Raw genomic sequence first — 24341 nt, forward strand, 5'->3', positions numbered from 1 at the left:
TAGACAATCTTCTTGACCTGTCATTTTTCATGGATCTACAATGTATTAACATCTGGGGGATCTATGGAACTGTCAATTCAAAAATGGGGCAACAGTGCGGCGGTGCGGCTGCCGACTGAATTGTTGGGCATATTAAAGGTCGTCCTAGGCGACAAACTGAGCGTCAGTGTGCTGCCAGAAGGCGTGCTGCTGAAGGCGGCGCGGCCCTCATATTCGCTGGATGAGCTGGTAACGCAATGCGATACCACATCGCCGGAGCCTGCCGACATGGCGGCCTGGCATAACGCCAAGCCGGTGGGACGTGAAGCGTGGTAGGCCGGAGTAAGTTCGGACGTGGTGATATCGTGATGGTGAACCTCGATCCGACGCAAGGACATGAGCAGAGGGGCATGCGGCCCGCACTGGTACTCTCCACTAGTGCATTTAATGCGCTGGGTACGGTGCTGGTGGCACCGATCACACAGGGCGGTGATTTTGCTCGCCACGCGGGATTCGCTGCGTCACTTTCCGGAACGGGTACGAAAACTCAGGGCGTCGCTTTGGTCAACCAGATTCGTATGCTGGACCTGGAAGCGCGCAAGGCAAAGCGAGTTGAGACCGTCCCTGAGTCTGTTATAGAAGACGCACTGGCACGCCTTCGCGCAATTACCGATTGATTCGGAAACCTCACTACAAAAACTCGAAGCGGTAGCCTACGCCGTAGACCGATTGCAGGCATTCGGCGTCGGGCAGCTTGCGGCGGATGTTCTTGATGTGGGAATCGACGGTGCGGTCGCTGATATCGCGCTGGTCCTGGTGGGCGAAGTCCAGCAGCTGCTGCCGCGTGTAGACGCGGCTGGGATTGTCGATCAACTCGGCCAGCAGGCGGTACTCCAGCGGCGTCAACGTCAGCGCAGCGCCGTTGTGCAGCACGCGCATGCCGGCGCGGTCGATCTGGAACGGCGAGGCCGGTGTGGCCGGCACCGGCGACACACCGGCCCCGCTGCGGCGCAAGTGCACGCGCACGCGCGCCACCACTTCGCGTGGGCTGAACGGTTTGCAGACATAGTCGTCGGCGCCGCTGTCCAGGCCTAGCAGGCGGTCTATCTCGTCCACGCGCGCGGTCAGCATGATGATGGGCACCTGCGAGAACGCCCGCACCTCGCGGCAGACGCCTATGCCGTCCAGCTCCGGCAGCATCAGGTCCAGCAGCACCAGGTCGATGCCGCCGTCGCGGATGATGCCGACGGCGCCGCGGCCATCGGCGACGCAGCGGGTCTGCCAGCCGGCGTTGCTCATGTAGTCCGCCAGCAGCGCGGCGATTTTGGTGTCGTCTTCGACGATCAGGATGTTGGGCACGTCATTGCTTCCTATGTTTTCAACGGCAGGCGCACCACCATTTTCACGCCGCCCAGCACGGACGGTGCGGCGGATATGCTGCCGCTGTGCGCTTCCACCAGCGCCTTGCAGATCGCCAGACCCAGGCCGCTGCCGCCGCGCTCACGCGTGCGGGCGCCGTCCACGCGGTACAGGCGTTCGAAGATGCTGCCGAGGACTTCCGGCGGCACGCCGGGTGCGCTGTCTTCCACCATGATCTCCGCGTGGCCGCCGGCACTGCTCAGGGCGACCACGATCTGGCCGCCGCTGTCGGTGTAGCGCAGGCTGTTTTCCAGCAGATTGGTGACGACTTGCTGCAAGCGGCCGGCATCGCCTTGCAGCACCAGCGGCGCGGACGGCAGGCTCCAGCTCAGGTCCAGGCCGCACTTCTGCGCGCGCGGCTGGTAGCGCTCCAGCGTGGGCCGCAGCAGTTCGCCGAGGTTCAGCTCATGCCAGTGGTAGTGCAGATCGCCGGCATCGGCCATCGTCAGCTGGTGCAGGTCGTCGACCAGTTTGTTCAGGCGCAGCACCTCGGCATGCAGCGATTGCAGCGCGTTGGCGTCGGCCTGGCGGATGCCATCCAGCAGGGCTTCGATCTCGCCGCGTATCACCGTCAGCGGCGTGCGCAGTTCGTGCGAGACGTCGGCCAGCATCTTGCGGCGCTGGCGTTCGCTCTCCTCCAGCGCTTCGGCCATGGCATTGACGTGCAGCGCCAGTTCCGCCACTTCGTCGCGCGACAGCAAGGGCGCACGGGCGCTTAGTTCGCCCAGCGCCAGGCGCGCGGTCACATCGCGCAGCGCGGCCACGGGGCGCAGCAGATGTCGGGCCAGCCAGATCGCGGCCAGGATGGCGAGGACGATCAGTACGGCGGACATCAGCAGTATCGATTGCAGCTGCTCGCGCAGGAAGACGGTGGCGCTGGCATCGGCGCCGCCGGTCTCGCGCAGCGGCATGAGCCGCATGTGGCCGACCACCACGCCGTCAACCTTGATGGCGCGTTCGGCGCCGACCTGGATGTCCGGAGGGCCGATCAACTTGCGGCCTTGCGCGTCGGTGATGGAGACGCGTTGCGCGAAGTCCATTGGATCGTTGCGGCGGGGAGGCGGCTCGGCTGGTCTATCGGCCGGTGGCTGGTCCGCTTCCGGCGGTGGAGGCTCGCGCCGTCCCGGCCCGGGGTGCGGAGGCGGTGGCGGCCGGCGGCCCCGGGGCGGGCGGCGCGCATCGCCATCCGGCTCGAACACCTGGCTGCGCGGCGTGATCCGGTTCAGCAGCTCGCCGAGCGCGCGCGGCTGGCCGCGCAGCCAGTCGAAATTGCCCTCGGTGCGATAGCGCTCTTCCAGCAGCTCGCGCAACTGGTCGAAGTCCTGCACCTGCAATTCGTTGAGGTAGGCAACAAAGCCGCGCTTGAGGTTACTGCTGGCGACCCACGCCATCGTGCCCACGCACAGGATGACGATAGCGATCACCGCCAGCGCGATCTTGCGGGCGATGGTCAACCGCATGGCTGGCTCACTGGCTTCATGCCTCCATCATAACCGCCAAATGTGGAGAAATTATGAGGGACTGGCAAAAACGCGACACCTCCCCCGGCCTTCATTTTTTCTACACATTTGCGCGGCAATCTCGCACCGTCATCACACAAGACGGAGACCACCATGTATCAACGCGCGCTTTACCTGGCACCGGCCATCGCCGCCGCCCTGCTGGCCGCTTGCGGCGGCAGCAGCCCGACAGCAGAAAACAGCAGCAGCACCACACAGCGCGTACTGCAAGGCGGCGCACAGGGCGCAGCCACCACGTTGGCCGCTGTCACCGTGCAGGCCGCACCCACCGCAACGGCGGCGGCAGCGCCTCCGCCGCCGGTCGTGCTGGCGCCGGTGCCCAACGACGAAGGCGCCTCGCTCACCTTCAGTAGCGTGGGCGCAGTGGACACTGCCAATCCCTTCTTCAAACCCTTCGGCAATGGCCGCTCCTGCGCCACCTGCCACCAGCCGGACAACGGCTGGAGCATAGGCCCGGACAAGTTGGCCGCCCGCTTCACCGCCAGCGGCGGCACCGATCCGGTATTCCGTCTGGTGGACGGCGCCACCTCCCCGCTGGCCGCGACGGCCACGCTAGACCAGAAGCGCGCCGCCTACAGCATGCTGTTGACCAAAGGCCTGATACGCGTCGGCCTGCCCATGCCCACCGGCGCCGAATTCTCGTTGGTGAAAACCGAAGACCCCTACAACTACGCCAGCGCCAAAGAACTCTCGCTGTTCCGCCGCCCGCTGCCGACCACCAATCTCAAATTCGCCAGCAGCGTGATGTGGGACAGCCGCGAAACCGCCAGCGACGCCGCCTCCGCCCTGTGCCTGAAAGACGTACGGCCCGCCCAATGCTTCGCCAGCGTCGACGCCAGCCTGCTGCGCCAGTCCAACAGCGCGGTGCGCGGCCACGCCGAAGCGGCGCAAGACCTGACCGCCGCCGAGCAGCGCGCCATCGTCGATTTCGAGAAAACGCTGTTCACCACGCAGATCAGCTCCATCGACGCCGGCAGCCTGACCGACGCCGGCGCGCTGGGCGGCCCAACCAGGCTGGCGGCCAACGCCTTCTACTTCGGCATCAACGACCTTGAATCGGGCGACTACCAGACCGGCGCTCCCTTCAACCGCAACGTGATGGCGATGTTCGGCGCCTGGCGCAACCTGGACCGCCCGCTCCCGCCACCGCCACCGGTGCGCGGCCGCCCAGCTCCACCGCCGCCCGCCCCCAGCGCGCAGAACCTGGCCCGCGCAGCCATCGCACGCGGCGAGCAAATCTTCAACAACAAGCCGTTCAACATCAGCGGCGTGGCCGGCTTCAACGACGAGCTGCGGCGCCCCTTGCAGCGCGGCTCCTGCGCCAGCTGCCACGACACGCCCAACTCCGGCACGCACTCGGTGGTCCGCATGTTCAACACAGGGGTTTCGGCAGGGGCGCGCCGCACGCCGGACATGCCGCTCTACACGCTGCGTAACAACACCAGCGGCGAGACGGTGACGACCACCGATCCTGGTGCGGCCATGCAGACGGGGAAATGGAAGGACATCGGCCGCGTCAAAGTGCCTAGCCTGCGCGGCATCGAATCGCGCTCGCCCTACTTCCACGACGGCTCGGTGCACACTATAGAAGACATCGTCACCTTCTACGACAAGCGCTTCAACATCGGCTACACCGCGCAGGAAGCGGCCGACCTGGCGGCCTTCCTGAAGGTGCTGTAAGGCTTAAGGCGCCAGGCGCGCAAGCCGCACGCCCGTGAACTGCCAGCGGGCGCCGGCAGGGAAGAAATTGCGGTAGCTGACGCGCGCGTGGCCGTCCGGCGTGGCGCAGGAAGAGCCGCGCAGCACGTACTGGTTCATCATGAACTTGCCGTTGTACTCGCCCAACGCGCCGGGCGCGCTCTGGTAGCCGGGATAGGCCGCGTAACTGCTGCTGGTCCACTGCCAGCAGTGGCCGAACATCTGCAGCAGGCCATCCGTGCCGGCGGCGCCGGCCGGATGCAGCATGCCGGTTTCCACAGCCGCCTGCGCGGCGGCGAATTCCCACTCTGCCTCGGTCGGCAGACGGGCGCCGGCCCAATGGGCATAAGCATCCGCTTCAAACAGCGACAAGTGCGTCACGGGCCGCGACAGATCCAGCGCCTGCGCGCCGTGCAGCGTGAACTCCTGCCACTGCCCCGGCTCGTCCTGCTGCCAGTAGATCGGACAGCTCAGGTTCTGGCTGCGCACCCAGTCCCACCCCTCGGCCAGCCACAGCGCGGCGTTGAAATAGCCGCCCGCCGCGATGAACTCCAGGTACTCGCCGTTCGTCACCAGCCGCGACGCCAGTTCGAACGGCGCCACATACTGCTTGTGGCGTGGCAGTTCGTTGTCGAAGCAGAAGGCGCTGCCTTGATGGCCGATGTCGGTCAAGCCGCCTGCGAACGGCAGCCACTCCATCGGCGGCGGCGTCTTGGCGCGCGCTAGCGGCACGGCCATGTACTCGGGCAGCAGCGCGCTTTGCGCCAGCAGGTGCTTGACGTCGGTGAGCATCAACTCCTGGTGCTGCTGCTCGTGCTCCAGCCCCAGCGTAATGAGCATCGCCAGTTGCGCGCTCTGCTCCGCATCCAGGTCGCAGGCCAGCAGCCGGGCGATGCGGGCATCGACATCGGCGCGGTAGGCGCGCACCTGCGCCATCGCGGGCCGCGTCAGCAAGCCGCGCTGCGCGCGCGGGTGCTTCTCGCCGATGCCGTTGTAGTAGGAATTGAACAGCACCCGGAACGCCGGATGAAATGGCTTAAAGCCCTCCTCCATGCGCTCCAGAATGAAGGTCTCGAAGAACCACGTCGTATGCGCCAGATGCCATTTGATCGGACTCGCGTCCGGCATCGACTGCGCGCCGCAATCCTCGTCGGTCAGCGGTTCGGCCAGCGCCAGCGAACGGCGGCGTACCTTGTCATAGCGGGCGGAGAGGTCTTGCTGCGGCGGGCGCATATCCATGGGCGTGGTCGGCTTTCAGACAGGGATGGCCCTGGCGTGGATGACGGCAAACCAGTTCGACGGATCGGTCCATACCTGGGCCGTGGCGAAGCCGGCGCGTTCCAGCAGGGTGACGAAGGACTGCCGCGTGTACTTGTAGCTGTCCTCGGTGTGGAGTCGTTCGCCGCGCGCGAAATGGCGTTCGCCGCCATCCCAGCGCACGGTCAGCGCGGTGCGCGCTTCCAGGTGCATTTCGATGCGGCTGTCCGCCTCGTTGAAGAAGGCCCGGTGCTGCCATTGGCCTACATCGAAGTCCGCGCCGATCAGGTGATTCAAGTGGCGCAGCATGTTCAGGTTGAAGGCAGCCGTCACGCCCAGCGCATCGTCGTAGGCCGCGTCCAGCACCGCGCTGTCCTTGATCAGGTCCACGCCGATCAGCAAGCCGCCGTCGGCGCCGGCGTTGGCGCGCAGGCCTTGCAGGAAGGCGACCGCCTGCTCAGGCGAGAAGTTACCGATCGAGGAACCGGGATAGAAGAACAGCCGGCGGTCGCTCCGCACGCTGTCCGGCAGCGCGAAGCCGTTGGAGAAGTCCAGCCCCAGCGCCGTCATCTCGATGTCCGGGAAGCGCTGCTGCAAACGGCTCACGGCCTCGGTGAGGAAGTCGCGTGAAATATCGACCGGCACATACTGCGCCGGTTGCAGCAGCGGGAACAGGCTGGCGGCCTTGGCGCAATTGCCCGCGCCCAGGTCCACCAGCGTGGTGCCGGTGCCGATGGCTTGCGCCATGGCCGCGCCATGCTCGGCAAAGATGCCGGCCTCGGTGCGGGTGGGATAATATTCGGGCAGCTCGCAGATGGCTTCGAACAGCTTGGAGCCCAGGCCGTCGTACAGGTATTTGGGGGAGGTATGGGGCTTGGCGGCCAGCAGGCCGGCACTGATCTCGGCCACGACCGCCGCGCTGCCTTGCGCGCGCTGCCGCAGCTGCGGCGCCGGCGTCTTGCCTGCATCGGATGAAACAACACGGATCGCCGAGGAGCGGGACATCTGCATAGTTGCTCTGCCTTTAAAGGTGGTCATCCCAGCTGCGGATAACATTTTTGTTATGATAGCCGAATATTCATTCTGCAGTACCGGGCCGATAAAACTGTGCGGCCCTTCACATTAGTCGCTAAACCGGCACAAATCTTACAAAAAGGGCACTGACTATGAAACTCTTCGCCATGCGCGCACTCAAATCCCTGTTCGCCGCCGGCCTGATGCTGGCCGCTGCCCACTCCCAGGCCCAGGCCCAGTCCACCGAACACGTGTTCCGCGTTTCCGCCATTCCCGACGAAGCCCCGACCGAATTGCAGCGCAAGTTCAAGCCGCTGGGCGAATACCTGGAAAAGAAGATCGGCATGAAGGTTGAGTTCACCCCTGTCACCGATTACGCCGCCTCGGTCGAAGCGCTGATCAACAAGAAGGTCGACATGGTGTGGTTCGGCGGCTTCACCTTCGTGCAGGCCAAGGACCGCAGCAAGAACCAGATCACGCCGCTGGTGCAGCGCGCCGAAGACGAAAAATTCAAGTCGGTCTTCATCACCACCAACAAGGATATCAACAAGCTGGAAGACCTGAAAGGCCACACCCTGAGCTTCGGTTCGGAGTCGTCGACCTCGGGCCATCTGATGCCGCGCTCCTTCCTGCTGGCCGCGAAGATCAATCCGGACACCGACCTGAAACGCATCGCCTTCTCCGGCGCGCATGACGCCACCGTGGCCGCCGTTGCAGGCGGCAAGGTCGATGCCGGCGCGTTGAACATCTCGGTCTGGGAAAAACTGGTCGCCGAGAAGAAGGTCGATCCCGCCGTGGTCCGCGTGTTCTACACCACGCCAGGCTACTACGACTACAACTGGAGCGTGCGCACCGACATGAACGCCGACCTGAAGAAAAAACTGACCGACGCCTTCCTGGCGCTGGATGCCAAGAACCCTCAGGACAAGGTCATCATGGACCTGCAGCGCGCCTCCAAATTCATCCCGACCAAGGCTGAAAACTACACCGCGATCGAAGCCGCTGCACAAAACGCGGGCCTGCTGAAGAAGTAATCGATGCCCACTTACCACTTGCAGAACCTGACGGTGCGCCACCTCGGCGCATCGCGGGCGGCCGCACTGCATGCGATCTCGTTGACGATACAACAGGGCGAACAACTGGCCATCATCGGCCCGTCCGGCGCCGGCAAGACCACCTTGCTGGCGACGCTGGCCTGCGCCCACCAGCCGGCTGAAGGCAGCTTCCAGATCTTCGGCACCGATCCCTGGGCGCTGGGCCACGCCGACCGCCACCGCCTGCGCGCGCAGCTGTTCCTGGCGCCGCAAACGCCGCCGCTGCCGCCGCGCCAGCGCGTGGTGACGGCGGTGCTGGCCGCGCGCCTGCCGCAATGGAGCTTGTGGCGCGCACTGGTTTCGCTGGTCAAGCCTGCCGACCCGGAAGCGGCGTGGCAGGCGCTGTCGCGCTTCAACCTGGGCGACAAACTGTACTCCCGCGTCGACCGCCTGTCCGGCGGCGAACGCCAGCGCTGCGGCCTGGCGCGTCTGCTGCTATCGCCGGCCAAGGCGCTGCTGGTGGACGAGCCGCTGTCCGCGCTCGACCCGGCCCTGTCCGAACTGACGCTGTCCACGCTGCGCGACGAGGCCAAGGCCCGCAACGCCACGCTGATCTGCAGCCTGCACCAGGTCGACCTGGCGCTGAGCCACTTCCCGCGCATCGTCGCCCTGCGCGACGGCCGCATCGAATTCGACCTGCCGCGCGGCCAGGTCACGCCTGACATGATCGCCGCCTTGTATCAGGGCGAGCAGCCTGGCGCCAGCGCACCGCCGCCCGAACACGACGCGATGGCGGTCAAGCTCGGCGTCGGCGCCTGCCTGTGATGGCGACGCCCGCCTCCCATCCCGACCCGGCCTGGCGCGGCCGCGTCGCCGCCACCGCCGTCTGCCTGCTGATCCTGTGGCCGATGCTGGTGGTCGCCGAGTTCAAGCCGTGGATACTATTCGACTGGCAGAGCCTCACCGCCACCGGCCGCTTCCTGGCCGATTTCCTCGTGCCCGCGCACGGCGCCGAATTCCTCGCCATGCTGCTGGAGCAGACCTGGCTGACCATCGCTATCGCCACCTCCGGCCTGGCGCTGGCGCTGCTGGGCGCGATCCCGGCCACCCTGATCATCAACGGCCAGCTGTCGGTCTCGCGCCTGGGCACGGGCCGCATGCGGCCGCTGGCGCGCGTGGTGCGGCAGGCGGTGCGCTGGGCCCTGGTGCTGCTGCGCAGCGTGCCGGAGCTGGTATGGGCGCTGCTGTTCGTGCGCATCATCGGCCTGGGCCCGACCGCCGGCGTGCTGGCCATCGCCCTCACCTACTGCGGCATGCTGGGCAAGGTCTACGCCGAGATCCTCGAATCGTCCGACGCCCACGCCAGCGACACGCTGCTGGCCAACGGCAGCGGGAGGCTGGCCGCGCTGCTGTATGGCGCGCTGCCGGAAGCGGCGTCGGAACTGATGTCCTACACCGTCTACCGCTGGGAGTGTGCGGTGCGCGGCTCGGTGGTGATGGGCTTTGTCGGCGCCGGCGGCCTCGGTCAGCGCATGGACGAATCGATGAAGATGCTGGCCGGCGCCGAAGTGTCGTCCATGCTGCTGGTGTTCGTGCTGCTGGTGGCGCTGGCCGACCAGTTCTCCAAGATCCTGCGGAGGCGCCTCGGATGAAGCCTACGATGACGCATAACATGCCGAAACCGCCGCGCCGCGACTGGACCGTGCTGGCCATGCTGGCGATGGTGGCCGTGCTGGTGGTGGCCAGCTTCGCCTCGCTGCCGCTGAAGTGGCGCGAGTTCTTCACGCTGGAAGCAGTCAACAGCACGCTGGAGCTGCTGGCCGGCTTCGCGCCGCCCGACCTGTCCGCACCCTTCCTGATCAAGACCGGCTGGGCCGCCGTCGAGACCATGGCCATGTCCGCGCTTGGCACACTGCTGGCGGTGGCCGCCGGCCTGGCGTTCTCGCTGTCGGCGTCCGGGCGCTTCGGCCGCACGGCGCGCGCGCTGATGCGCGGCCTGCTCAACGTGCTGCGCTCGATCCCGGAACTGGTGTGGGCCTCGATCCTGCTGATCGCCTGCGGCCTGGGACCGTTCGGCGGCACGCTGGCGTTGGCCGCGCACACGGCCGGTGTGCTGGGCCGCCTGTTCGCCGACTCGCTGGAGAACGCCGCGCCGCTGCCGGAGCAAAGCCTGCGCACCAACGGCGCCTCGGCCTCCGCCGCCTTCTTCTACGCCACGCTGCCGCAAACGCTGCCGCAGATGCTGTCCTACACCCTGTACCGGTGGGAGAACAACATCCGCGCCGCCGCCATCCTTGGCGTGGTCGGCGCCGGCGGTTTGGGACAGATGCTCAAATACCACCTGTCGCTGTTCCAGATGCAGCAAGCCGCCACCGTCATCATCGCCATGCTGCTGCTGGTGGCGCTGGTAGACGGCATCAGCTACGCACTGCGCCGCGCCCTCACCCGCTAACCTCGCGAAGCCCTTCCATGCTCGAACTGCGCAACCTGTCCAAATCCTATGCCAGCGGCCGTCCGGTGCTGTCCAACTTGTCCTGGAACTTCAAGGCCGGCGAATTCGTCTCCATCATGGGCGATTCCGGCGTGGGCAAGTCCACGCTTCTGAACCTGATCGCCGGCCTCGATACGCCGGACGCCGCAGCGGGCGAGTCACCCATCATCGTCGACGGCGTGCCGATGTCAGGCCTGGACGACGACGCCGCCACCAAGCTGCGGCGCGCGCGCATGGGCTTCATCTTCCAGGCCTTCCACGTGCTGCCGCACCTGACGTTGCTGCAAAACGTCGCCCTGCCGCTGCTGCTGAATGGACTGCCGACCGAGCGCGCCACCGAGATGCTGGACGCCGTGGGCCTGGGCGGGCGTGGCGGCGACTTCCCGCATCAGCTGTCCGGCGGCGAAATGCAACGGGTCGCCATCGCCCGCGCGCTGGTGCACCGTCCGGCCCTGGTGCTGGCCGACGAACCGACCGGCAACCTCGATCCCGATACCGCCCACAGCATCCTGACCTTGCTGCGCCGGGAAATCAAAGCCACCGGCGCATGCGCGATCATGGTCACGCATTCGCAGGCCGCGGCCGAAATGACAGACAAAGTCCTACAACTTTCAAAAACCGGCATACAAGAAACAACAATCGTCAACCCGTTTAAGCAATAAACAAGATAATTTTTTTATCAAACCCTCCCAATATTTTCTCGCCGTAGTATTATTGAAATCAACTTGCATGGTTATCAAGAATGTTGAGTTGCGTACCACATTCAGACCAGAAAAGTGTGGACGCTAGCCTTGCCGGGAAACGTAATTTCTTTCACGTTTTGAGCAAAGGAGGAGCAATCATGAACGTACGGCAAAAAAAGCTGGAACTGATCGAAGCCATGAATCGCGCTCGGGCACTGGAACCATCCAGTTTTGTTCCGAACAAGCTTCTTGATACTTTGATCGAAAAGATGAACCTGAAAAACGACGCGGAACTTTGCCGAGTTTTAGAGGTGCAGCCTCCCATTATCAGCAAGATCCGACATCGCAAGCTGGCTGTCGGGGCAACGATCTTGCTGCGTATGCATGAAAAGTCAGATATCAGCATACGGGAATTGAAGGATCTGTCGACCGCGTCTATGCATTGAGCAGCCCAGCTGATCTTGCCATGCCAGGCGCCGGCATGCGGTATCCGGCGCCCTCTAAATGCACTAGCGTACAGCCCAAACCCCGCTGAACGCCGCATTATTCCTACTTCAAAGCATCACCATCATCAGTACGCAGGCAAGCCGTCATCCGGTTTTACCTCGCGCAGCGACAACATGGATTCCACCGAGGTGACACCCGGTAAAGTCCGCAGTACGTCACGCATGAAATCACCGTATTCATCCAGATCGGTCGCGACTATCTTCAGCAGGTAATCCGCTGTGCCGGAGATATTGTGGCAGGAGATCACGCGGTCGATGGCCAGCACTTCGCGCTCGAAGCGGTCGGCCAGCGTGCGGTCGTGCACACTGAAACGCACCTGCGCAAACGCCAGCACGCCCAGGCCCATGGCCCGGCGCGACAGCTTGGCGCGGTAGCCCGTGATGTAGCCGTCCTGCTCCAGCCGCTTCAGGCGCCGCGTGCAGGGGGTTTCGGACAGGCCCACCCGTTCCGCCAGTTTGGCGACGGGGATGCGGCCATCGCGGGTGAGCACCGCCAGGATGGCGCGATCGAGGTTGTCTAATTCATTCATGACATGTCGTGTTAGTGGAATCCCCTCAATTTTAAGACTTTTACAGAGAAAATAGCCCAAAATCCCCTCAGAATTCTAGGGCATCATGACGGTTTTTTTAGAGGAGATCGTCATGGTGTCGCCGGATTTGCTGCTGGTGTTTATGGGAGCCCTGGCCGTGGTGTATGCGTTGCCGGGGCCGGACATGGCCCTGGTCCTGCAATCGAGCGGCCGCAAAGGGATGCGGCATGGCTTCGCGGTGGCTTCGGGTTTGGCGATGGCGCGAGCGCTGCACGTGACGCTGTCCGCCTGCGGCGCGGCGGCGCTGCTGCAAAGCGCACCGTGGCTGTTCACGGCGGTACGCCTGATCGGCGCGGTGTATCTGGCGTGGCTGGCGTTGCAGATCTTCCGCGCGCCGTCGGGCGACGCCAATGCAAGCGGCGAGCAGGCCGCCGGCGATGGCAGCATCCGCGCCTCGGTCCTGCGCGGCCTGCTGGGGAACCTGCTCAATCCGAAAGCGCTGCTGTTCTGCTCCGTGCTGCTGCCGCAGTTCATCCGCCCGGCGGCGGGAGCCGTCTGGACGCAGATGCTGGAACTGGGCGTGATCCTGGTGCTGTTCGGCGTGGTCTACGACGTCACGCTGACGGTGGCGGCGAAACGCCTGGGCAGCTACTTGAGCAAGCACCGCCGCGTGCGGGCGGCACAGCGCTGGATTTTTTCCGGCGCCATGCTGGGCTTCGCGGTGCGGCTGTCGATCGAATAGTGTCTCAGCACTTCTCGTATTTCCAGTTGCGCGCCTTGCCTTCCGCGATCCACTCGACCGCCTGCTCGCGCCGGCGGGTGCGGGTGGCCTCGGTCTTGGCCTCCGCGATCCACTCGGCGTAGTCGCGCTTCTTGCTTGGGCTGAAGGCCTCGAAGTGCTGCTGCGCGGCCGGCACTTCCTTCAATGCCGCAAGCAGGTCGTCGGGTATCGCCAGCGGACGCGGCTCGGCGGGCTTGGCGCGCGCCGGCACGGAGATGCCGTCGTCGTTCAGCTTCATCGCTTTCTTGATGTAGCCGGTCAGGACCTTTTTCGACGGCAGATCCTTGACCGTCTCGATGCGGCCGAACTGCCCCATCGCCTCGCGGTTGGCCTCATCGGCCATCAACAGCTCGCCCTTCCAGAAACCCAGCGCGCAGTGGGCCTTGAAGGCCGACATTCCGCACATCATGCCCTTGTACATAAAGTGCGGGAAGCTCCACTTCATGGTCTCTTCCACATCGGGGCAGGCCTCGTGCACGATGGCGCGCAGGTGATGGAGGATGGGCTGCGCGAATTCGGCGGACTTGGCGATGTAGGCGTCTACACGCGGATCGATGGTGGGCATGATGATGCTCGGCTGGTTGTTGTTTGTCTCAATATACCAAATACTCCGGTGCAATTCATACCTATCGCTTTTGCAACGTTGCTTGTAACATTTTGTTGCGTCATAAACAAAATGAATACAGCAGCCTGCACAGCTTGGCATACTCTGTTCTTCACACCCAGCCGATGAAGACCTCCGCCATGCTGAAACGATCGCTTCCCCTCGCCGCTTGCGGCGCCCTGCTGCTGTTGGCCGGCTGCGCCGCGCCTGGCGGCGGCGTCTCCTCCATCAAACCGGAACAGCTCAGCGGCGCGCTGAACCGCGTCAGCTGGGGCGTCAACCTGACGACCTACCAGCAGGCCGAAAAGCTGGGCTACGACGCCTGGCTGGAACAGCAGCTGCATCCCACTCCGGCGCGGCTGCCGGCCGCCGCGCAGGCGCAGATCGACGCCATGACCATCACCCGCAAGCCGCTGATTCAGTTGAACCAGGATCTGGAACAGCAACGCAAGGACGCCGACAAGATCGCCAACGACGACGAGAAGAAAGCCGCGCAGCAGGCCTACCAGCAGGAACTGAACCGCATCGCCAAGGAGGCGGCCACGCGCTCGCTGCTGCGCGACCTGTATTCGCCCAACCAGCTGCAGGAGCAGATGACGTGGTTCTGGATGAACCACTTCAACGTCCACCAGGCCAAGAGCAACCTGCGGATACTGGTCGGCGACTACGAGGACACGGCCGTGCGCCCCCACGCGCTGGGCAAGTTCCGCGACCTGCTGTCGGCCACGCTGCGCCATCCTGCCATGATCCGCTACCTGGACAACGAACAGAACGCCGCCAACCGCATCAACGAAAACTACGCGCGCGAGCTGATGGAGCTGCACACGCTGGGCGTGGACGGCGGCTACAGCCAGCGCGACGTGCAGGAGCTGGCGCGCATCCTCACCGGCGTCGGCGTCAACCTCGGCACGGCGGCGCCGGGCGTGAAGAAGGAACTGCAAGCGCAGTATGTGCGGCAAGGGCTGTTTGAATTCAACCCGAACCGCCACGACTACGGCAACAAGGAATTCCTGGGCCAGACCGTCAAGGGACGCGGCCTGGCGGAAGTGGACGAAGCACTGGACCGCCTGAGCCGCCACCCGGCCACCGCCCACTACATCAGCCGCAAGCTGGTGCTCTACTTCGTCGCCGACGAAGCGCCGCCGGCGCTGGTGGAGCGCATGTCCTCCACCTTCCTGTCCACCGACGGCGACATCGCCGCCGTGCTGCGAACCATGTTCACGTCGACCGAATTCGCGCAGTCGCTCGGCCACAAATTCAAGGACCCGGCGCACTATGTGGTGTCGGCCGTGCGCCTGGCCTACGACGACAAGGTGATCCTCAACACCGGGCCGATGCTGTACTGGCTCACGCGCATGGCCGAACCGCTGTACGGCCGCCAGACGCCGGACGGCTACCAGCTCACGCAATCCGGCTGGGCCAGTCCGGGCCAGATGACCACGCGCTTCGAAATCGCCAAGGCCATCGGCTCCGGCAACGCGGGCCTCTTCAAGACCGACGGCCCGCAGGCGCAGGAGCGCGCGGCCTTCCCGCAACTGGCCAACGCGCTGTACTACCAGTCGCTGCAAAAGACCATCGCCCCCGCCACCCGCCAGGTGCTGGACCAGGCTACCTCGCCGCAGGAATGGAACACCTTCCTGCTATCGTCGCCAGAACTGATGCACCGCTAGGAGCCCGCACATGAAACGCCGCACCCTGCTCAAATCCCTGTCCGCGCTGGCGCTGCCCGCCGTAGCCGGCAATCTGTGGGCCGCGCCGGCCAGCAAGACCCGGCTGCTGTTCGTCTTCATGCGCGGCGGTTACGACGCCACCAATCTGCTGGTGCCGATCTCCAGCCAGTACTACTACCAGGTGCGGCCCAACATCGCCGTACCCAAGCCTAGCGCCGACCTCAATTCCGCGCTGCCCATCGACAGCGACTGGGGTCTGCATCCCGCCCTGCGCGACAGCATCTATCCGCTGTTCACGGCGGGCCAGGCGACGTTCGTGCCGTTCGCCGGCACCGAGGATATCTCGCGCAGCCACTTCGAAACCCAGGACAGCATCGAGCTGGGACAGGCGCTGGACCGCACGCGCGACTACCGCTCCGGCTTCCTGAACCGGCTGGCGCAGACGCTCACCGCCGACAAGGCCAGCGCCATCTCCTTCACCGACCAGCTGCCGCTGGTGATGCAGGGCGGCGTGCAGTTGCCGAACATGGCGCTGCGCACCATCGCCAAGCCCTCGGTCGATGCGCGCCAGGCCAGGCTGATCTCCGCCATGTACGACGGCAGCGCGCTGTCGCAGCCGGTGCGCGACGGCTTCGCGGTGCGCGAGGACGTGATGAAGGAAATGATCGGCGAGATGGACGCGGCCAACCGCAACGCCATCACCGCCAAGGGCTTCGAACTGGAAGCGCGCCGCATCGCCAAGCTGATGAAGGACAAATACAACATCGGCTTCGTCGACGTCGGCGGCTGGGACACCCACGTCGGCCAGGGCGGCGCCACCGGCTACCTGGCCGGGCGGCTGGACGAACTGGGTCGCGGCCTGGCCGGCTTCGCGCAGGAGATGGGGCCGGACTGGAAGGACACGGTGGTCATCGTCGTCAGTGAATTCGGCCGCACCTTCCGCGAGAACGGCAACCGCGGCACCGACCACGGACACGGCACCGTCTACTGGGTGCTGGGCGGCGGCGTCCAGGGCGGCAAGGTGCGCGGCGAGCAGATACGGCTGGAACAGGCCACGCTGTTCCAGAACCGCGACTACCCGGTGCTCAACGAATACCGCGCCATGTTCGGCGGCCTGCTGGCGCGCATGTACGGCCTCAATGCAGGACAGGTCGAACAAATTTTCGGCACCAGGGGGCGCGATATCGGGCTGGTATGACGGCCGCGCGCTCATGTAGAATGATCTCAAACTGCGGTGGAGATCGACATGGCCCGTGCTGCTGTCTGTGCATTCACTTTATCGTTTTTTCTATGTTGCCAGGCCGGCGCCGTCACGCTGCGCCTCTGCACCATGGAGACAGGCATACGGCCCTTCATCACCACCACCGGCGGCGGCATCGCCGACCAGCTGATACGCCAGGCCGCGCAGGAACTGGGCATCTCCGTTGAATTTTATGCCGCGCCTTTGACGCGCTGCCGCGAAGAGATACGCACCAATATCGCCGACGGCTTCCCCTACGCACCCTACACGCCCACGCTGGCCCAGTTCTACGTCTACCCCATGCACGGCGCCACGGTCGATGCCGCGCGCGCCGTCAACAGCGGCCGTTCGATGGTGTTCCGCCGCGTGGGCAGCAAAGTGGAATGGGACGGCCAGCGCTTCTCTCAATTGACCTCGCCGGTGCTGGTCCCCTTCGGCATGGTGATGCTGCACGATCACCTGAAATCGCTGGAAGTCGGAATCGACAACAGCGGCAAAACCATGGAAACCAACTTCGCCAAGATGCTGGCCGGCCGCGCCGATGTCGCCGTCGGCACCGAGTACCACGGCCGCGAGCTGCTCGCCCTGCCGCAGTTCGCCGGCAAGATCGAGGAACTGCCGCTGCCCTTCACCGACGCGCCCTACTTCCTCGTCACCTCGCGCCGCTTCTACGACGCAAATCCGCAGTTGATGGAAAAGCTGTGGGACACCATCGGCCGCATCCGCCGTACGCCGGCCTACCAGGCCAGCCAGCGCAAGGCCTTCGACGATATGGTCAAACCTTAGGCGACAACAGGCGGCGCTGCATGCGCTCCAGCGTGCGCATGAACAGCGCCGGTTCGTCGGCGGCGCGCGCCAGCACCAGCGCGCCCTGGATGCCGCCGACGGCATCTTCGGCCAGCTCCTGCGCGGTGTCGGCGTCGCGGCCGGTGCGCACCAGCGCTGCGGCCAGCGCGCCCACCCATTCGGCGAAGTAGCCCTGCACCTTGAGCGCGTAGCGGTCGCGCTCATGGCCCAGCGCGAACACGCCGACCAGGCACACCTTGCGGCCCGACAGGAAGTAACGGCCGACCGCGACGAACATGCGCTCTATCCCCTGCGCCGCGTCGTCGGCGGTGCGCAGCGGCTGAAACACCTGATCGCGGAACCAGCCGTCGATCTCGGCCAGCACCGCGTCGGCCATTTCGTCTTTACCGCCGGGGAAAAAGTTATACATGCTGCCCTTGCCCAGCTTCGTGCCTTCGGAAATGCGGGCCAGGCTCGCGCCTTCGAAGCCGTAAGTCCGAAACACTTCCGCCAGCAGCGGGATCACGTCGCCGCGTTCAACCATCGTTCTTGCCATGTCTGCTTTCTAAAATCCGAAATCGCTCAGTCCCGGATGATCGGCCGGACGCGGGCCGTTCACATCCCAGTGGAACTTGCGGTCGGCCGCCGCGATGGGCGCTTCGTTGATGCTGGCCAGGCGATGGCGCATCAAACCGTCTTCCGCAAATTCCCAGTTCTCGTTGCCGTAGGCGCGGTACCACTGACCGGAGTCGTCATGGTATTCGTAGGCGAAGCGAACTGCAATGCGGTTGCCTTCAAATGCCCACAATTCCTTGATCAGGCGGTATTCCAGTTCGCGCGTCCATTTGCGGGTCAACAGGCCGACGATGGCAGCGCGGCCGGTGACGAATTCGGCGCGGTTGCGCCAGCGGCAGTCCTCGGTGTAGGCCAGCGAGACCTTTTCCGGGTTGCGGGTGTTCCAGCCGTCTTCGGCCAGGCGGACTTTCTGGATCGCGGTTTCGCGGGTGAACGGAGGGAGAGGTGGACGTGTCATTTGATTACCTTTTTAAGTTGTTTGTACCGATCGGTACAAACAAAGTGTAATCCTCGCTTCGGGCGATTGCAAGCGGATTTTTATTTCTTCAGGTTTGGCTGCGGAGCGGCCGCCTTGACGGCAGCCGCGTAGCTGCGGCTGGCGCGCAGCGGGCCGCCGCGCGTCAGATGCAACAGGGCGTCGCCGTTTGCCAGCGCTTCGAACACGCGGATGCGGTCGACCGCGACGATCATGCTGCGGTGTATGCGCTGGAACTGGAGGGGGTCGAGACGCGCTGCAAAACGGGATACGGTGTCGCGCACCAGATGCTGTTCCGCGCCGACGTGCAGGGCCACGTAGTTGCCTTGTGCTTCGATCCAGTCCACATCGGAAAGCGGCAGGGAGATGACTTGGCCGCGTCGTTTGACCTGCACCTGCGTCAGCGCGGGTGCGGCATCGAGGGCGGGCGCCGGAGCGGCGGGCCGGGCCGGCGGCACGGTCGATGCCGTACGCTGCAAGCCCACCTGCACCAGCGCAGTCAACGCGGCCAGCGCGAACATCAGCAGCGTGAAATTGCTCACCAACTGGTCCCAAATTTCGTCCCAGGATGGCAGCCAGCGCCTCGCGAAGACCCACGCCGCCAGCAAGCACGAGGCCACCACCAGCGTCAGCGCCAGGCCGGCGGCGCCGGCCACGTGGATCAGCAGATGGCGGCCGCGACTTGGGCCGCGCAACGGGAAACGCTCCACCAGCGCATGCACCGCCGAGGTGACGGTCGTGCCCAGCAAGGCGGCCAGCAGGATGCGGATAACTTCATGGGGCAGGCTCAAGGTCTGACCGGCCTGGCTGGCGCGCAGGATATTGCCGGGTTCCAGAACCAGCAGAAACGCCAGCCAATACAAGAACACCCAGGCGTGCGGACGCAGCCAGGCGGGCCAGCGCGCATGCGCCGGGGTGGGATGAGCGGAAATCGTCATGCGGACGATTCTAGCAGCGATCTGGGACGGGCCGAGGGGAAAATGTGACCAGCCGGTCTAGCCGAATCGGCGCCGCCCGACGACACTGGCCGCTGACCAATCGAGGAGGAGCTGGCATGGGCAAGACGGTATGCAGATGGTTATTGGCGTTGCAGTTGGCGTGGGGCTGTGCGCAAGCAGCGCAGACGGCGCCGCTGATGACAGGAGACGGTGCGCTGGCGGGACAACGGCAAGACGGCGTGGACATCTATCGCGGCATTCCGTACGCGCTGCCGCCGTTGGGCGCGTGGCGCTGGCGCCCGCCGCAGCCGGCGCCCGCATGGCAGGGCGTGCGCGACGCCAGCAAGTTTGCGCCGGCCTGCATGCAGCAAGGCGTATCGATGCCGGGCGAGACGCCGCCGGAGATCAGCGAGGACTGCCTCTACCTCAACGTGTGGGCGCCGCTGCACCGCGCCGGACAGCGCTTGCCGGTGATCGTCTGGATACATGGCGGCGGCTATGCCAACGGTTCAGCATCCATGCCGTTGTATCACGGCGACCGCCTGGCCCGCAAAGGCTTGCTGGTGGTGACGATCGCCTACCGCCTCGGCGCGCTGGGATTCCTGGCCCACCCTGCCCTGAGCGCGGAATCGCCCCATCACTCATCGGGCAACTACGGCTTGATGGACCAAATCGCGGCGCTGGAATGGGTGCAGCGTAACATCGCAGCCTTCGGCGGCGATCCGGGCCGCGTGACCGTCGCCGGACAGTCGGCCGGTGCGATGGCCGTCAGCGCGCTGCTTTCGTCGCAGCGCGCGAAGGGCCTGTTCCAGCGCGCCATCGCGCAGAGCGGCGGCATCTTCGAACCGCTGCAACTGGCGCCCGGCTACCTGCTGGCCAACGCGGAGCGCGACGGCGCCGGCTACATGGAGTCGCTCGGCGCCACCACGCTGGAGGCGATGCGCAAGCTGCCGGCCGAACGCCTGCTGGGTGGCGGCGCCGGCGCAATCACCCACCCCGTGATCGAACCGGACGTGCTGCCATTGTCGCCGTACGAAGCCTATGCGCAGGGCCGCAATCACGACGTGCCTTTGCTGCTGGGCTCAAACAGCGAAGAAGCACGGGCGCTGGTCGATGTGACGGCGATGCGCGCCGACCGGTTCGAGGCCGACATCACCGCCAGCGTCGGCGCCCTGCCGCCGGCACTGTTGGCGGCCTACCCGCACGCCACCGACACCCAGGCGCGCGAGGGCCGCCTGGGACTTGAGCGCGACCTGCGATTCGGCTGGGACATGTGGGCCTGGGCGCGGCTGGCGCAGAAGGGCCGCAGCCCGGTGTACTACTACAGCTTCACGCACCGCCCACCGTTTCCGGCCGATTCGGTCTATGCCGGTTGGGGCGCCAGCCACTACGCCGAACTTTGGTATATGTTCGACCATCTGGACCAAGCCCCCTGGACCTGGCGCGCCGCCGACCGCAAACTGGCGGCGGCGATGTCGAGCTACTGGGTCCACTTTGCCGCCACGGGCGATCCGAACGGCAGCGGCGTGCCGCATTGGCCGCCGTTTCGCGGCACCGACGGAAAAGTCCAGCGCCTGAGCGATCCGATCGACACAGGCCCGGTGCCGGCCATCGATCATCTGCAGGTGTTCGACTCCGTCTATTCCGGGCTGCGGGGCAAGGCGTTCTAAATTTTTTGTCGTGGGCCGGTAATAAATCGGCATTATCATAAGTTCAAGCAAATTTGATAATGGAGTAAGCCATGCGCATCCCTACCCTGCTAGCCCTGCTGCTCAGCGCCGCAGCACTGATCCCGGCACACGCCGCCGACGCCTGGAAGCTGGCCGGCGTCGACAAGTTCTACATGCACACGCCGACGCCCAATTCCTTCACCGGCCTGTATCGCAGCCAGGGCATGGCTACCGATGGCAAGCAGTGGTTCTTCTCCTGGCAGTACGGGCTGGAACGCGCCGACAACAACTTCGATTCCGTGCAGCGCAATTCCTCGTTCACGCTGACCGGCGGCCTGTCGCCCGGCATCCCCGGCGCGCTGATGGCGCAAGGGCTGAACCACATCGGCGACATTGATTATCACAACGGCGTGATCTACGCCTCGCTCGACTCCACGGCCGGCTACACCAAGCCGCATGTGGCGCTGTTCAACGCATCGGACCTGAGCTACACCGGCAAAGTCTATGAGCTGGGCGGCACGCCCGCCAATCCGAACAAGGACCTGGCCAGCTGGGTGGCCATCGACGCCAAGCGCGGCGTAGGCTACGGCAAGGAATGGCAGAACGGGAACACCATCAACGTCTACAATCTGGACGACTGGAGCTTCAGCCACACCATCACGCTGGACACGCCGCTGACGCGCATCCAGGGTGCCAAGGTGGTCGGGGACTGGCTGTACATGGCGTCGGACAATGCGACGCAATCGATCTACCGCAGCAATCTGCTGAGCGGTGCGGTGGAGGAAGTAGTGCGCCTGCCGCAGCCCACGGGCGCGCTGGAGATGGAAGGCATCGCCCTGCGCGCCAGCGCCGACGGCACGCTGGACATGTATGTGGAACAGGTGGTCGACCCGGACCGCAGCGGCCAGTCGCTGACCAATCCGAATCTGCACGTGGCGCTGTACCACTACCAGCTGGCGCCGGTGCCGGAACCGGCTACGTATGGGATGCTGCTGGCCGGCCTGCTGGCGATGCAGGCAGCGCGCCGCCGGCGCAGAAAATAACCTAAGTGAACAACTCCCGGCCCAGCTGCCCACCGCTCTCGGTCAGCAGCACGGTACCGGTGACGCCGCCCTCCTCCAGCGCCAGCGCGACCCAGCCGGCATCGACCAGCATCGTCAACTGGCGCCGCAGCACCGACATCGGCCGCTCCGACTGCTTGCTCAGCTTCGCCAGCGTGCACGGCTTGTCCGGCCACTCCGCGTTGATGCGCCACAGCGCCTCCAGCACGCCGACCAGCGCGGCCATGACTTCTTCATCCATTGTGTTTATCAGCTCCTACTTTACTTTACATGCGGCGTGCAACAACCGGCAGGTTCCGCCCCGAAGCCGTCTGTCACATTTTTTTCAAAGATTAGCTACTCAAAATATGGGGCATCGCCTTGGGGGGCTGGGTAAAAATAGCTTTATTTCCCCGTCTTCAGTCGATCTGCAATATTCGTCGGGGCCGCCAAGACCCCAATGTATGATTTTCGATTCTCTCCAACAAGCGGGCCAACGTGTTTGCTTTTTGTATTTGGAGACCATACCCACCAATCATCCGATGATGCGAGTTCAGGATTGCCGTAGTCGTTAGTGTCTCGGAATAATATATGGCAGTGCTCTATGGGTAATGCATTACCCGCATGCCTCCAAAGCTGCATTTTAAGACCAAGGGAAATCGTGGTAATCGCAAAGAATTCAATCGGCTGACTACTCATTTCGGCAACGTCAATCGAGCCGTTCTCAAAAGTCCCTACAAAGACAACAATGATGTTCCCACCCAGCTGGGTACTATCATTCCCAAGATACTGAAAATATCGATTACCTTGCTCTGTTTCGACAAGAAAAATATCACCTATCTTTGCTCGCCTCATACAGCTAGTCTTCCCAAAATATGAAAGTCAGCTTCTGGCCGGTCCCTGCCGATTGTACTGGACGCTGGCCGTGCGGCTGTTGATGCGGCCGCCTCACCACCACTTGCCGAACTGGCTCAACGCCGAATACAGCGCTTGCATTGACCCGACATTGACATTAAGACGAAGGGACATGCACTCGCCGTCTTTTGACTGCCTCTGCGACTGTGGATTGATGGTTACATACTCTTGGGATGAGTCGCGCTTGAAGTGAAGTATCGGGTACTCGCTCATGTCAAATAGTCGGGCCTCGCGACCGTCGCCAAGTTCGCTTTCAAATCGACGAAGAGCTTCATATTCAAACCATAGATGCTCTGCAGTCCATTTGAGATTCTGACTTCGGCCCGAATACTCTACTTCGAGCCGGACCTCGACGCCATAACCCATCGGATCTACCTCCGCAAACTCAAGCAAAAATTTGAGTGGCCCTTCAACGAAAACTACATCTCCAGCCATCAAAAAACCCTTTTCTTACGTGTCCAATCGGGGACCGCCGCAATGACGGCTCCTGGCCGATAGCGAACGAGGTTAAAGCAGCGCTCAGCGAAAAACGCCAACCACGTTATAGACAAACCCGCCGAACATCAGAGCCATCGACAACCACATTGCTGGCAGCAGGCTAGGAGGAAACAACTTGGCGTAGGCATTGCGCTCCGCGCTGTCGTCGAGACGGACCGGCATACGCGCAAAGCGGAAGAAGTCGCCGTAAGGGACGAAGGCCCAGATGCAGCAATATAGGCCTAGGCCAGCGCGCATCAGGGCGTGGCCCAGTTGGCCGCCCAGAACCAAAAATACGGCATTGGCGACCAGTGCGATACCGACAATGGAAGCGGCTACGGAAACAAGGGCCGCACGGTTCGGTTGAAATCGCATCATCTTTACTTTCAATGGTTCTACGAGCAGAGCCACATGATAGCGCCGCGAACAAAGAAAACATACTCTTCAATTCTCACACGTCACCGTTCAATTTTCAGCGTTCAAAGACGATGTGGACGTATGTATATGCATGCGATTGTAGGTCCGCTCTTGGCCAGCAAGTGCCATCTAGCCAGGCGACACCCACTCTTCAAGAACACAGCGTTTGTTGTAGGGCACAACGGAGTTCTCTGCGATGACGGCCGAGCGTACCGAATTTTCCTTCGCCATCACTGCCACCAGCATTTCATACGACGCGCCGGTCATCCCGGTGAACGAGATTTTAATGACGGCAGAGCGGTCCGCGCCGTATTGGCCTTGCCGTTCCCATGGCGTCGTAAGAACATCGGTCTGCCGAAATTTCGCAGTTTTGTGATAGCACGCCAAAATTCCTCTGGACAGGTCAACCAGGCTTGTTTTCATTTTCACCACATCTACTGTACCTGGCGTGGTCAGCGTTTTTGCTGTGGACGCAACCGTGTCAGGGTTTTTGGCTAGTGCGGCGACTAAGAGGGTAATTGGGTCCAAGTTTTTCCTAGGCTAGATATGCGATACCCCTTGAGCAAGAGGCAAAAAACATTCTACATATTGCCAGTCAGAAAATACTCACCAACTGTCACA

At 63.9% G+C, this 24341-nt stretch carries 29 protein-coding genes; 15 read left to right on the top strand and 14 right to left on the bottom strand.

Features of this window, described 5'->3' with window-relative positions; all coding sequences use genetic code 11:
• Positions 1–63: 63 nt before the first annotated feature.
• Positions 64–315 carry an AbrB/MazE/SpoVT family DNA-binding domain-containing protein gene (locus GEV01_RS20435; RefSeq protein ID WP_152807381.1) on the top strand — a complete coding sequence of 84 codons (252 nt, stop codon included), beginning with the start codon at positions 64–66 and terminating at the stop codon, positions 313–315.
• Positions 309–656, top strand: a complete 348-nt coding sequence (locus tag GEV01_RS20440) for a type II toxin-antitoxin system ChpB family toxin (protein WP_328595571.1) — start codon at positions 309–311, stop codon at positions 654–656. The genes GEV01_RS20435 and GEV01_RS20440 overlap by 7 nt, the downstream gene beginning before the upstream one ends.
• A gap of 13 nt (positions 657–669) precedes the next feature.
• On the opposite strand, the gene GEV01_RS20445 is transcribed toward GEV01_RS20440, so the two are convergent.
• Together GEV01_RS20445 and GEV01_RS20450 are read right to left on the bottom strand one after the other, a co-directional pair.
• The gene (locus GEV01_RS20445; protein ID WP_328595572.1) at positions 670–1338 is read right to left on the bottom strand and encodes a response regulator; all 669 of its coding nucleotides are present in this window, start codon (positions 1336–1338) and stop codon (positions 670–672) included.
• 11 nt (positions 1339–1349) lie between these two features.
• Positions 1350–2858 carry an ATP-binding protein gene (locus GEV01_RS20450; RefSeq protein ID WP_152807382.1) on the bottom strand — a complete coding sequence of 503 codons (1509 nt, stop codon included), beginning with the start codon at positions 2856–2858 and terminating at the stop codon, positions 1350–1352.
• A gap of 153 nt (positions 2859–3011) precedes the next feature.
• Here GEV01_RS20450 and GEV01_RS20455 point away from each other — a divergent pair, with 153 nt between their 5' ends.
• Positions 3012–4598, top strand: a complete 1587-nt coding sequence (locus GEV01_RS20455; RefSeq protein WP_152807383.1) for a cytochrome C — start codon at positions 3012–3014, stop codon at positions 4596–4598.
• A gap of 3 nt (positions 4599–4601) precedes the next feature.
• On the opposite strand, the gene egtB is transcribed toward GEV01_RS20455, so the two are convergent.
• Together egtB and egtD are read right to left on the bottom strand one after the other, a co-directional pair.
• Positions 4602–5855: an ergothioneine biosynthesis protein EgtB gene (gene egtB, locus GEV01_RS20460; protein ID WP_152807384.1), complete on the bottom strand. Its 1254-nt coding sequence runs from the start codon at positions 5853–5855 to the stop codon at positions 4602–4604.
• 15 nt (positions 5856–5870) lie between these two features.
• Positions 5871–6884, bottom strand: a complete 1014-nt coding sequence (gene egtD / locus GEV01_RS20465; protein ID WP_235914458.1) for an L-histidine N(alpha)-methyltransferase — start codon at positions 6882–6884, stop codon at positions 5871–5873.
• 155 nt (positions 6885–7039) lie between these two features.
• Between egtD and GEV01_RS20470 the strand changes: the two genes are divergently transcribed.
• From GEV01_RS20470 to GEV01_RS20495, 6 genes are all read left to right on the top strand, one after another.
• Positions 7040–7921 (top strand): putative selenate ABC transporter substrate-binding protein, encoded by an 882-nt coding sequence (locus GEV01_RS20470; protein ID WP_152807385.1) that lies wholly within the window; start codon positions 7040–7042, stop codon positions 7919–7921.
• Between the two features lie 3 nt (positions 7922–7924).
• Positions 7925–8746: a phosphonate ABC transporter ATP-binding protein gene (locus GEV01_RS20475; RefSeq protein ID WP_152807386.1), complete on the top strand. Its 822-nt coding sequence runs from the start codon at positions 7925–7927 to the stop codon at positions 8744–8746.
• Positions 8746–9573 (top strand): PhnE/PtxC family ABC transporter permease, encoded by an 828-nt coding sequence (locus GEV01_RS20480; protein WP_152807600.1) that lies wholly within the window; start codon positions 8746–8748, stop codon positions 9571–9573. The genes GEV01_RS20475 and GEV01_RS20480 overlap by 1 nt, the downstream gene beginning before the upstream one ends.
• Positions 9570–10373, top strand: coding sequence for a phosphonate ABC transporter, permease protein PhnE (phnE, locus tag GEV01_RS20485; protein ID WP_152807387.1), 804 nt, complete (start codon positions 9570–9572; stop codon positions 10371–10373). The genes GEV01_RS20480 and phnE overlap by 4 nt, the downstream gene beginning before the upstream one ends.
• Positions 10374–10390: 17 nt before the next feature.
• On the top strand, positions 10391–11074 hold the full coding sequence (locus tag GEV01_RS20490) for an ABC transporter ATP-binding protein (RefSeq protein ID WP_152807388.1): 684 nt from the start codon (positions 10391–10393) through the stop codon (positions 11072–11074).
• A 179-nt stretch (positions 11075–11253) separates the two neighbouring features.
• Positions 11254–11541: a hypothetical protein gene (locus tag GEV01_RS20495; protein ID WP_008447145.1), complete on the top strand. Its 288-nt coding sequence runs from the start codon at positions 11254–11256 to the stop codon at positions 11539–11541.
• A 125-nt stretch (positions 11542–11666) separates the two neighbouring features.
• Here the strand turns inward: GEV01_RS20495 and GEV01_RS20500 are convergent, their stop codons facing one another.
• Entirely contained in the window at positions 11667–12131 is a 465-nt protein-coding gene (locus tag GEV01_RS20500) for an Lrp/AsnC family transcriptional regulator (protein WP_152807389.1), read from the bottom strand.
• Between the two features lie 112 nt (positions 12132–12243).
• Between GEV01_RS20500 and GEV01_RS20505 the strand changes: the two genes are divergently transcribed.
• Positions 12244–12873, top strand: coding sequence for a LysE family translocator (locus GEV01_RS20505; protein ID WP_152807601.1), 630 nt, complete (start codon positions 12244–12246; stop codon positions 12871–12873).
• Between the two features lie 4 nt (positions 12874–12877).
• Here GEV01_RS20505 and GEV01_RS20510 read toward each other — a convergent pair whose 3' ends face one another.
• A complete protein-coding gene (locus tag GEV01_RS20510; protein ID WP_152807390.1) occupies positions 12878–13477 on the bottom strand; it encodes a YdeI/OmpD-associated family protein in 600 nt (199 codons plus the stop codon).
• Between the two features lie 179 nt (positions 13478–13656).
• Between GEV01_RS20510 and GEV01_RS20515 the strand changes: the two genes are divergently transcribed.
• From GEV01_RS20515 to GEV01_RS20525, 3 genes are read left to right on the top strand one after another with little or no spacing between them, the layout of a single operon-like run.
• Positions 13657–15186, top strand: coding sequence for a DUF1800 domain-containing protein (locus tag GEV01_RS20515; RefSeq protein ID WP_408014832.1), 1530 nt, complete (start codon positions 13657–13659; stop codon positions 15184–15186).
• A 10-nt stretch (positions 15187–15196) separates the two neighbouring features.
• On the top strand, positions 15197–16384 hold the full coding sequence (locus tag GEV01_RS20520; RefSeq protein WP_152807392.1) for a DUF1501 domain-containing protein: 1188 nt from the start codon (positions 15197–15199) through the stop codon (positions 16382–16384).
• Positions 16385–16432: 48 nt separating this feature from the next.
• The gene (locus GEV01_RS20525) at positions 16433–17212 is read left to right on the top strand and encodes a type 2 periplasmic-binding domain-containing protein (RefSeq protein ID WP_152807393.1); all 780 of its coding nucleotides are present in this window, start codon (positions 16433–16435) and stop codon (positions 17210–17212) included.
• On the opposite strand, the gene GEV01_RS20530 is transcribed toward GEV01_RS20525, so the two are convergent.
• The 3 genes from GEV01_RS20530 to GEV01_RS20540 form a co-directional block, all read right to left on the bottom strand.
• Positions 17202–17768 carry a TetR/AcrR family transcriptional regulator gene (locus GEV01_RS20530; protein ID WP_152807394.1) on the bottom strand — a complete coding sequence of 189 codons (567 nt, stop codon included), beginning with the start codon at positions 17766–17768 and terminating at the stop codon, positions 17202–17204. The genes GEV01_RS20525 and GEV01_RS20530 overlap by 11 nt on opposite strands.
• A gap of 9 nt (positions 17769–17777) precedes the next feature.
• Positions 17778–18245, bottom strand: coding sequence for a nuclear transport factor 2 family protein (locus tag GEV01_RS20535; RefSeq protein WP_008447129.1), 468 nt, complete (start codon positions 18243–18245; stop codon positions 17778–17780).
• 80 nt (positions 18246–18325) lie between these two features.
• Entirely contained in the window at positions 18326–19201 is an 876-nt protein-coding gene (locus GEV01_RS20540) for a LytTR family transcriptional regulator DNA-binding domain-containing protein (protein ID WP_152807395.1), read from the bottom strand.
• 197 nt (positions 19202–19398) lie between these two features.
• Between GEV01_RS20540 and GEV01_RS20545 the strand changes: the two genes are divergently transcribed.
• Complete coding sequence (locus tag GEV01_RS20545; RefSeq protein WP_235914459.1) at positions 19399–20871, top strand: carboxylesterase/lipase family protein; 1473 nt, start codon at positions 19399–19401, stop codon at positions 20869–20871.
• A 71-nt stretch (positions 20872–20942) separates the two neighbouring features.
• Entirely contained in the window at positions 20943–21914 is a 972-nt protein-coding gene (locus GEV01_RS20550) for a PEP-CTERM sorting domain-containing protein (RefSeq protein WP_152807397.1), read from the top strand.
• Position 21915: 1 nt separating this feature from the next.
• On the opposite strand, the gene GEV01_RS20555 is transcribed toward GEV01_RS20550, so the two are convergent.
• From GEV01_RS20555 to GEV01_RS20575, 5 genes are all read right to left on the bottom strand, one after another.
• On the bottom strand, positions 21916–22173 hold the full coding sequence (locus tag GEV01_RS20555; RefSeq protein ID WP_152807398.1) for an ArsR family transcriptional regulator: 258 nt from the start codon (positions 22171–22173) through the stop codon (positions 21916–21918).
• Positions 22174–22316: 143 nt separating this feature from the next.
• Positions 22317–22766 carry a hypothetical protein gene (locus tag GEV01_RS20560; RefSeq protein ID WP_152807399.1) on the bottom strand — a complete coding sequence of 150 codons (450 nt, stop codon included), beginning with the start codon at positions 22764–22766 and terminating at the stop codon, positions 22317–22319.
• Positions 22767–22859: 93 nt separating this feature from the next.
• Positions 22860–23261: a hypothetical protein gene (locus GEV01_RS20565; protein ID WP_152807400.1), complete on the bottom strand. Its 402-nt coding sequence runs from the start codon at positions 23259–23261 to the stop codon at positions 22860–22862.
• Positions 23262–23345: 84 nt separating this feature from the next.
• The gene (locus GEV01_RS20570) at positions 23346–23681 is read right to left on the bottom strand and encodes a hypothetical protein (RefSeq protein WP_152807401.1); all 336 of its coding nucleotides are present in this window, start codon (positions 23679–23681) and stop codon (positions 23346–23348) included.
• Positions 23682–23849: 168 nt separating this feature from the next.
• Entirely contained in the window at positions 23850–24248 is a 399-nt protein-coding gene (locus GEV01_RS20575) for a hypothetical protein (RefSeq protein WP_152807402.1), read from the bottom strand.
• Positions 24249–24341 lie beyond the last annotated feature (93 nt).

Source organism: Rugamonas rivuli (assembly GCF_009380165.1).
In the GTDB taxonomy this organism is placed as follows: Bacteria; Pseudomonadota; Gammaproteobacteria; order Burkholderiales; family Burkholderiaceae_D; genus Rugamonas; species Rugamonas rivuli.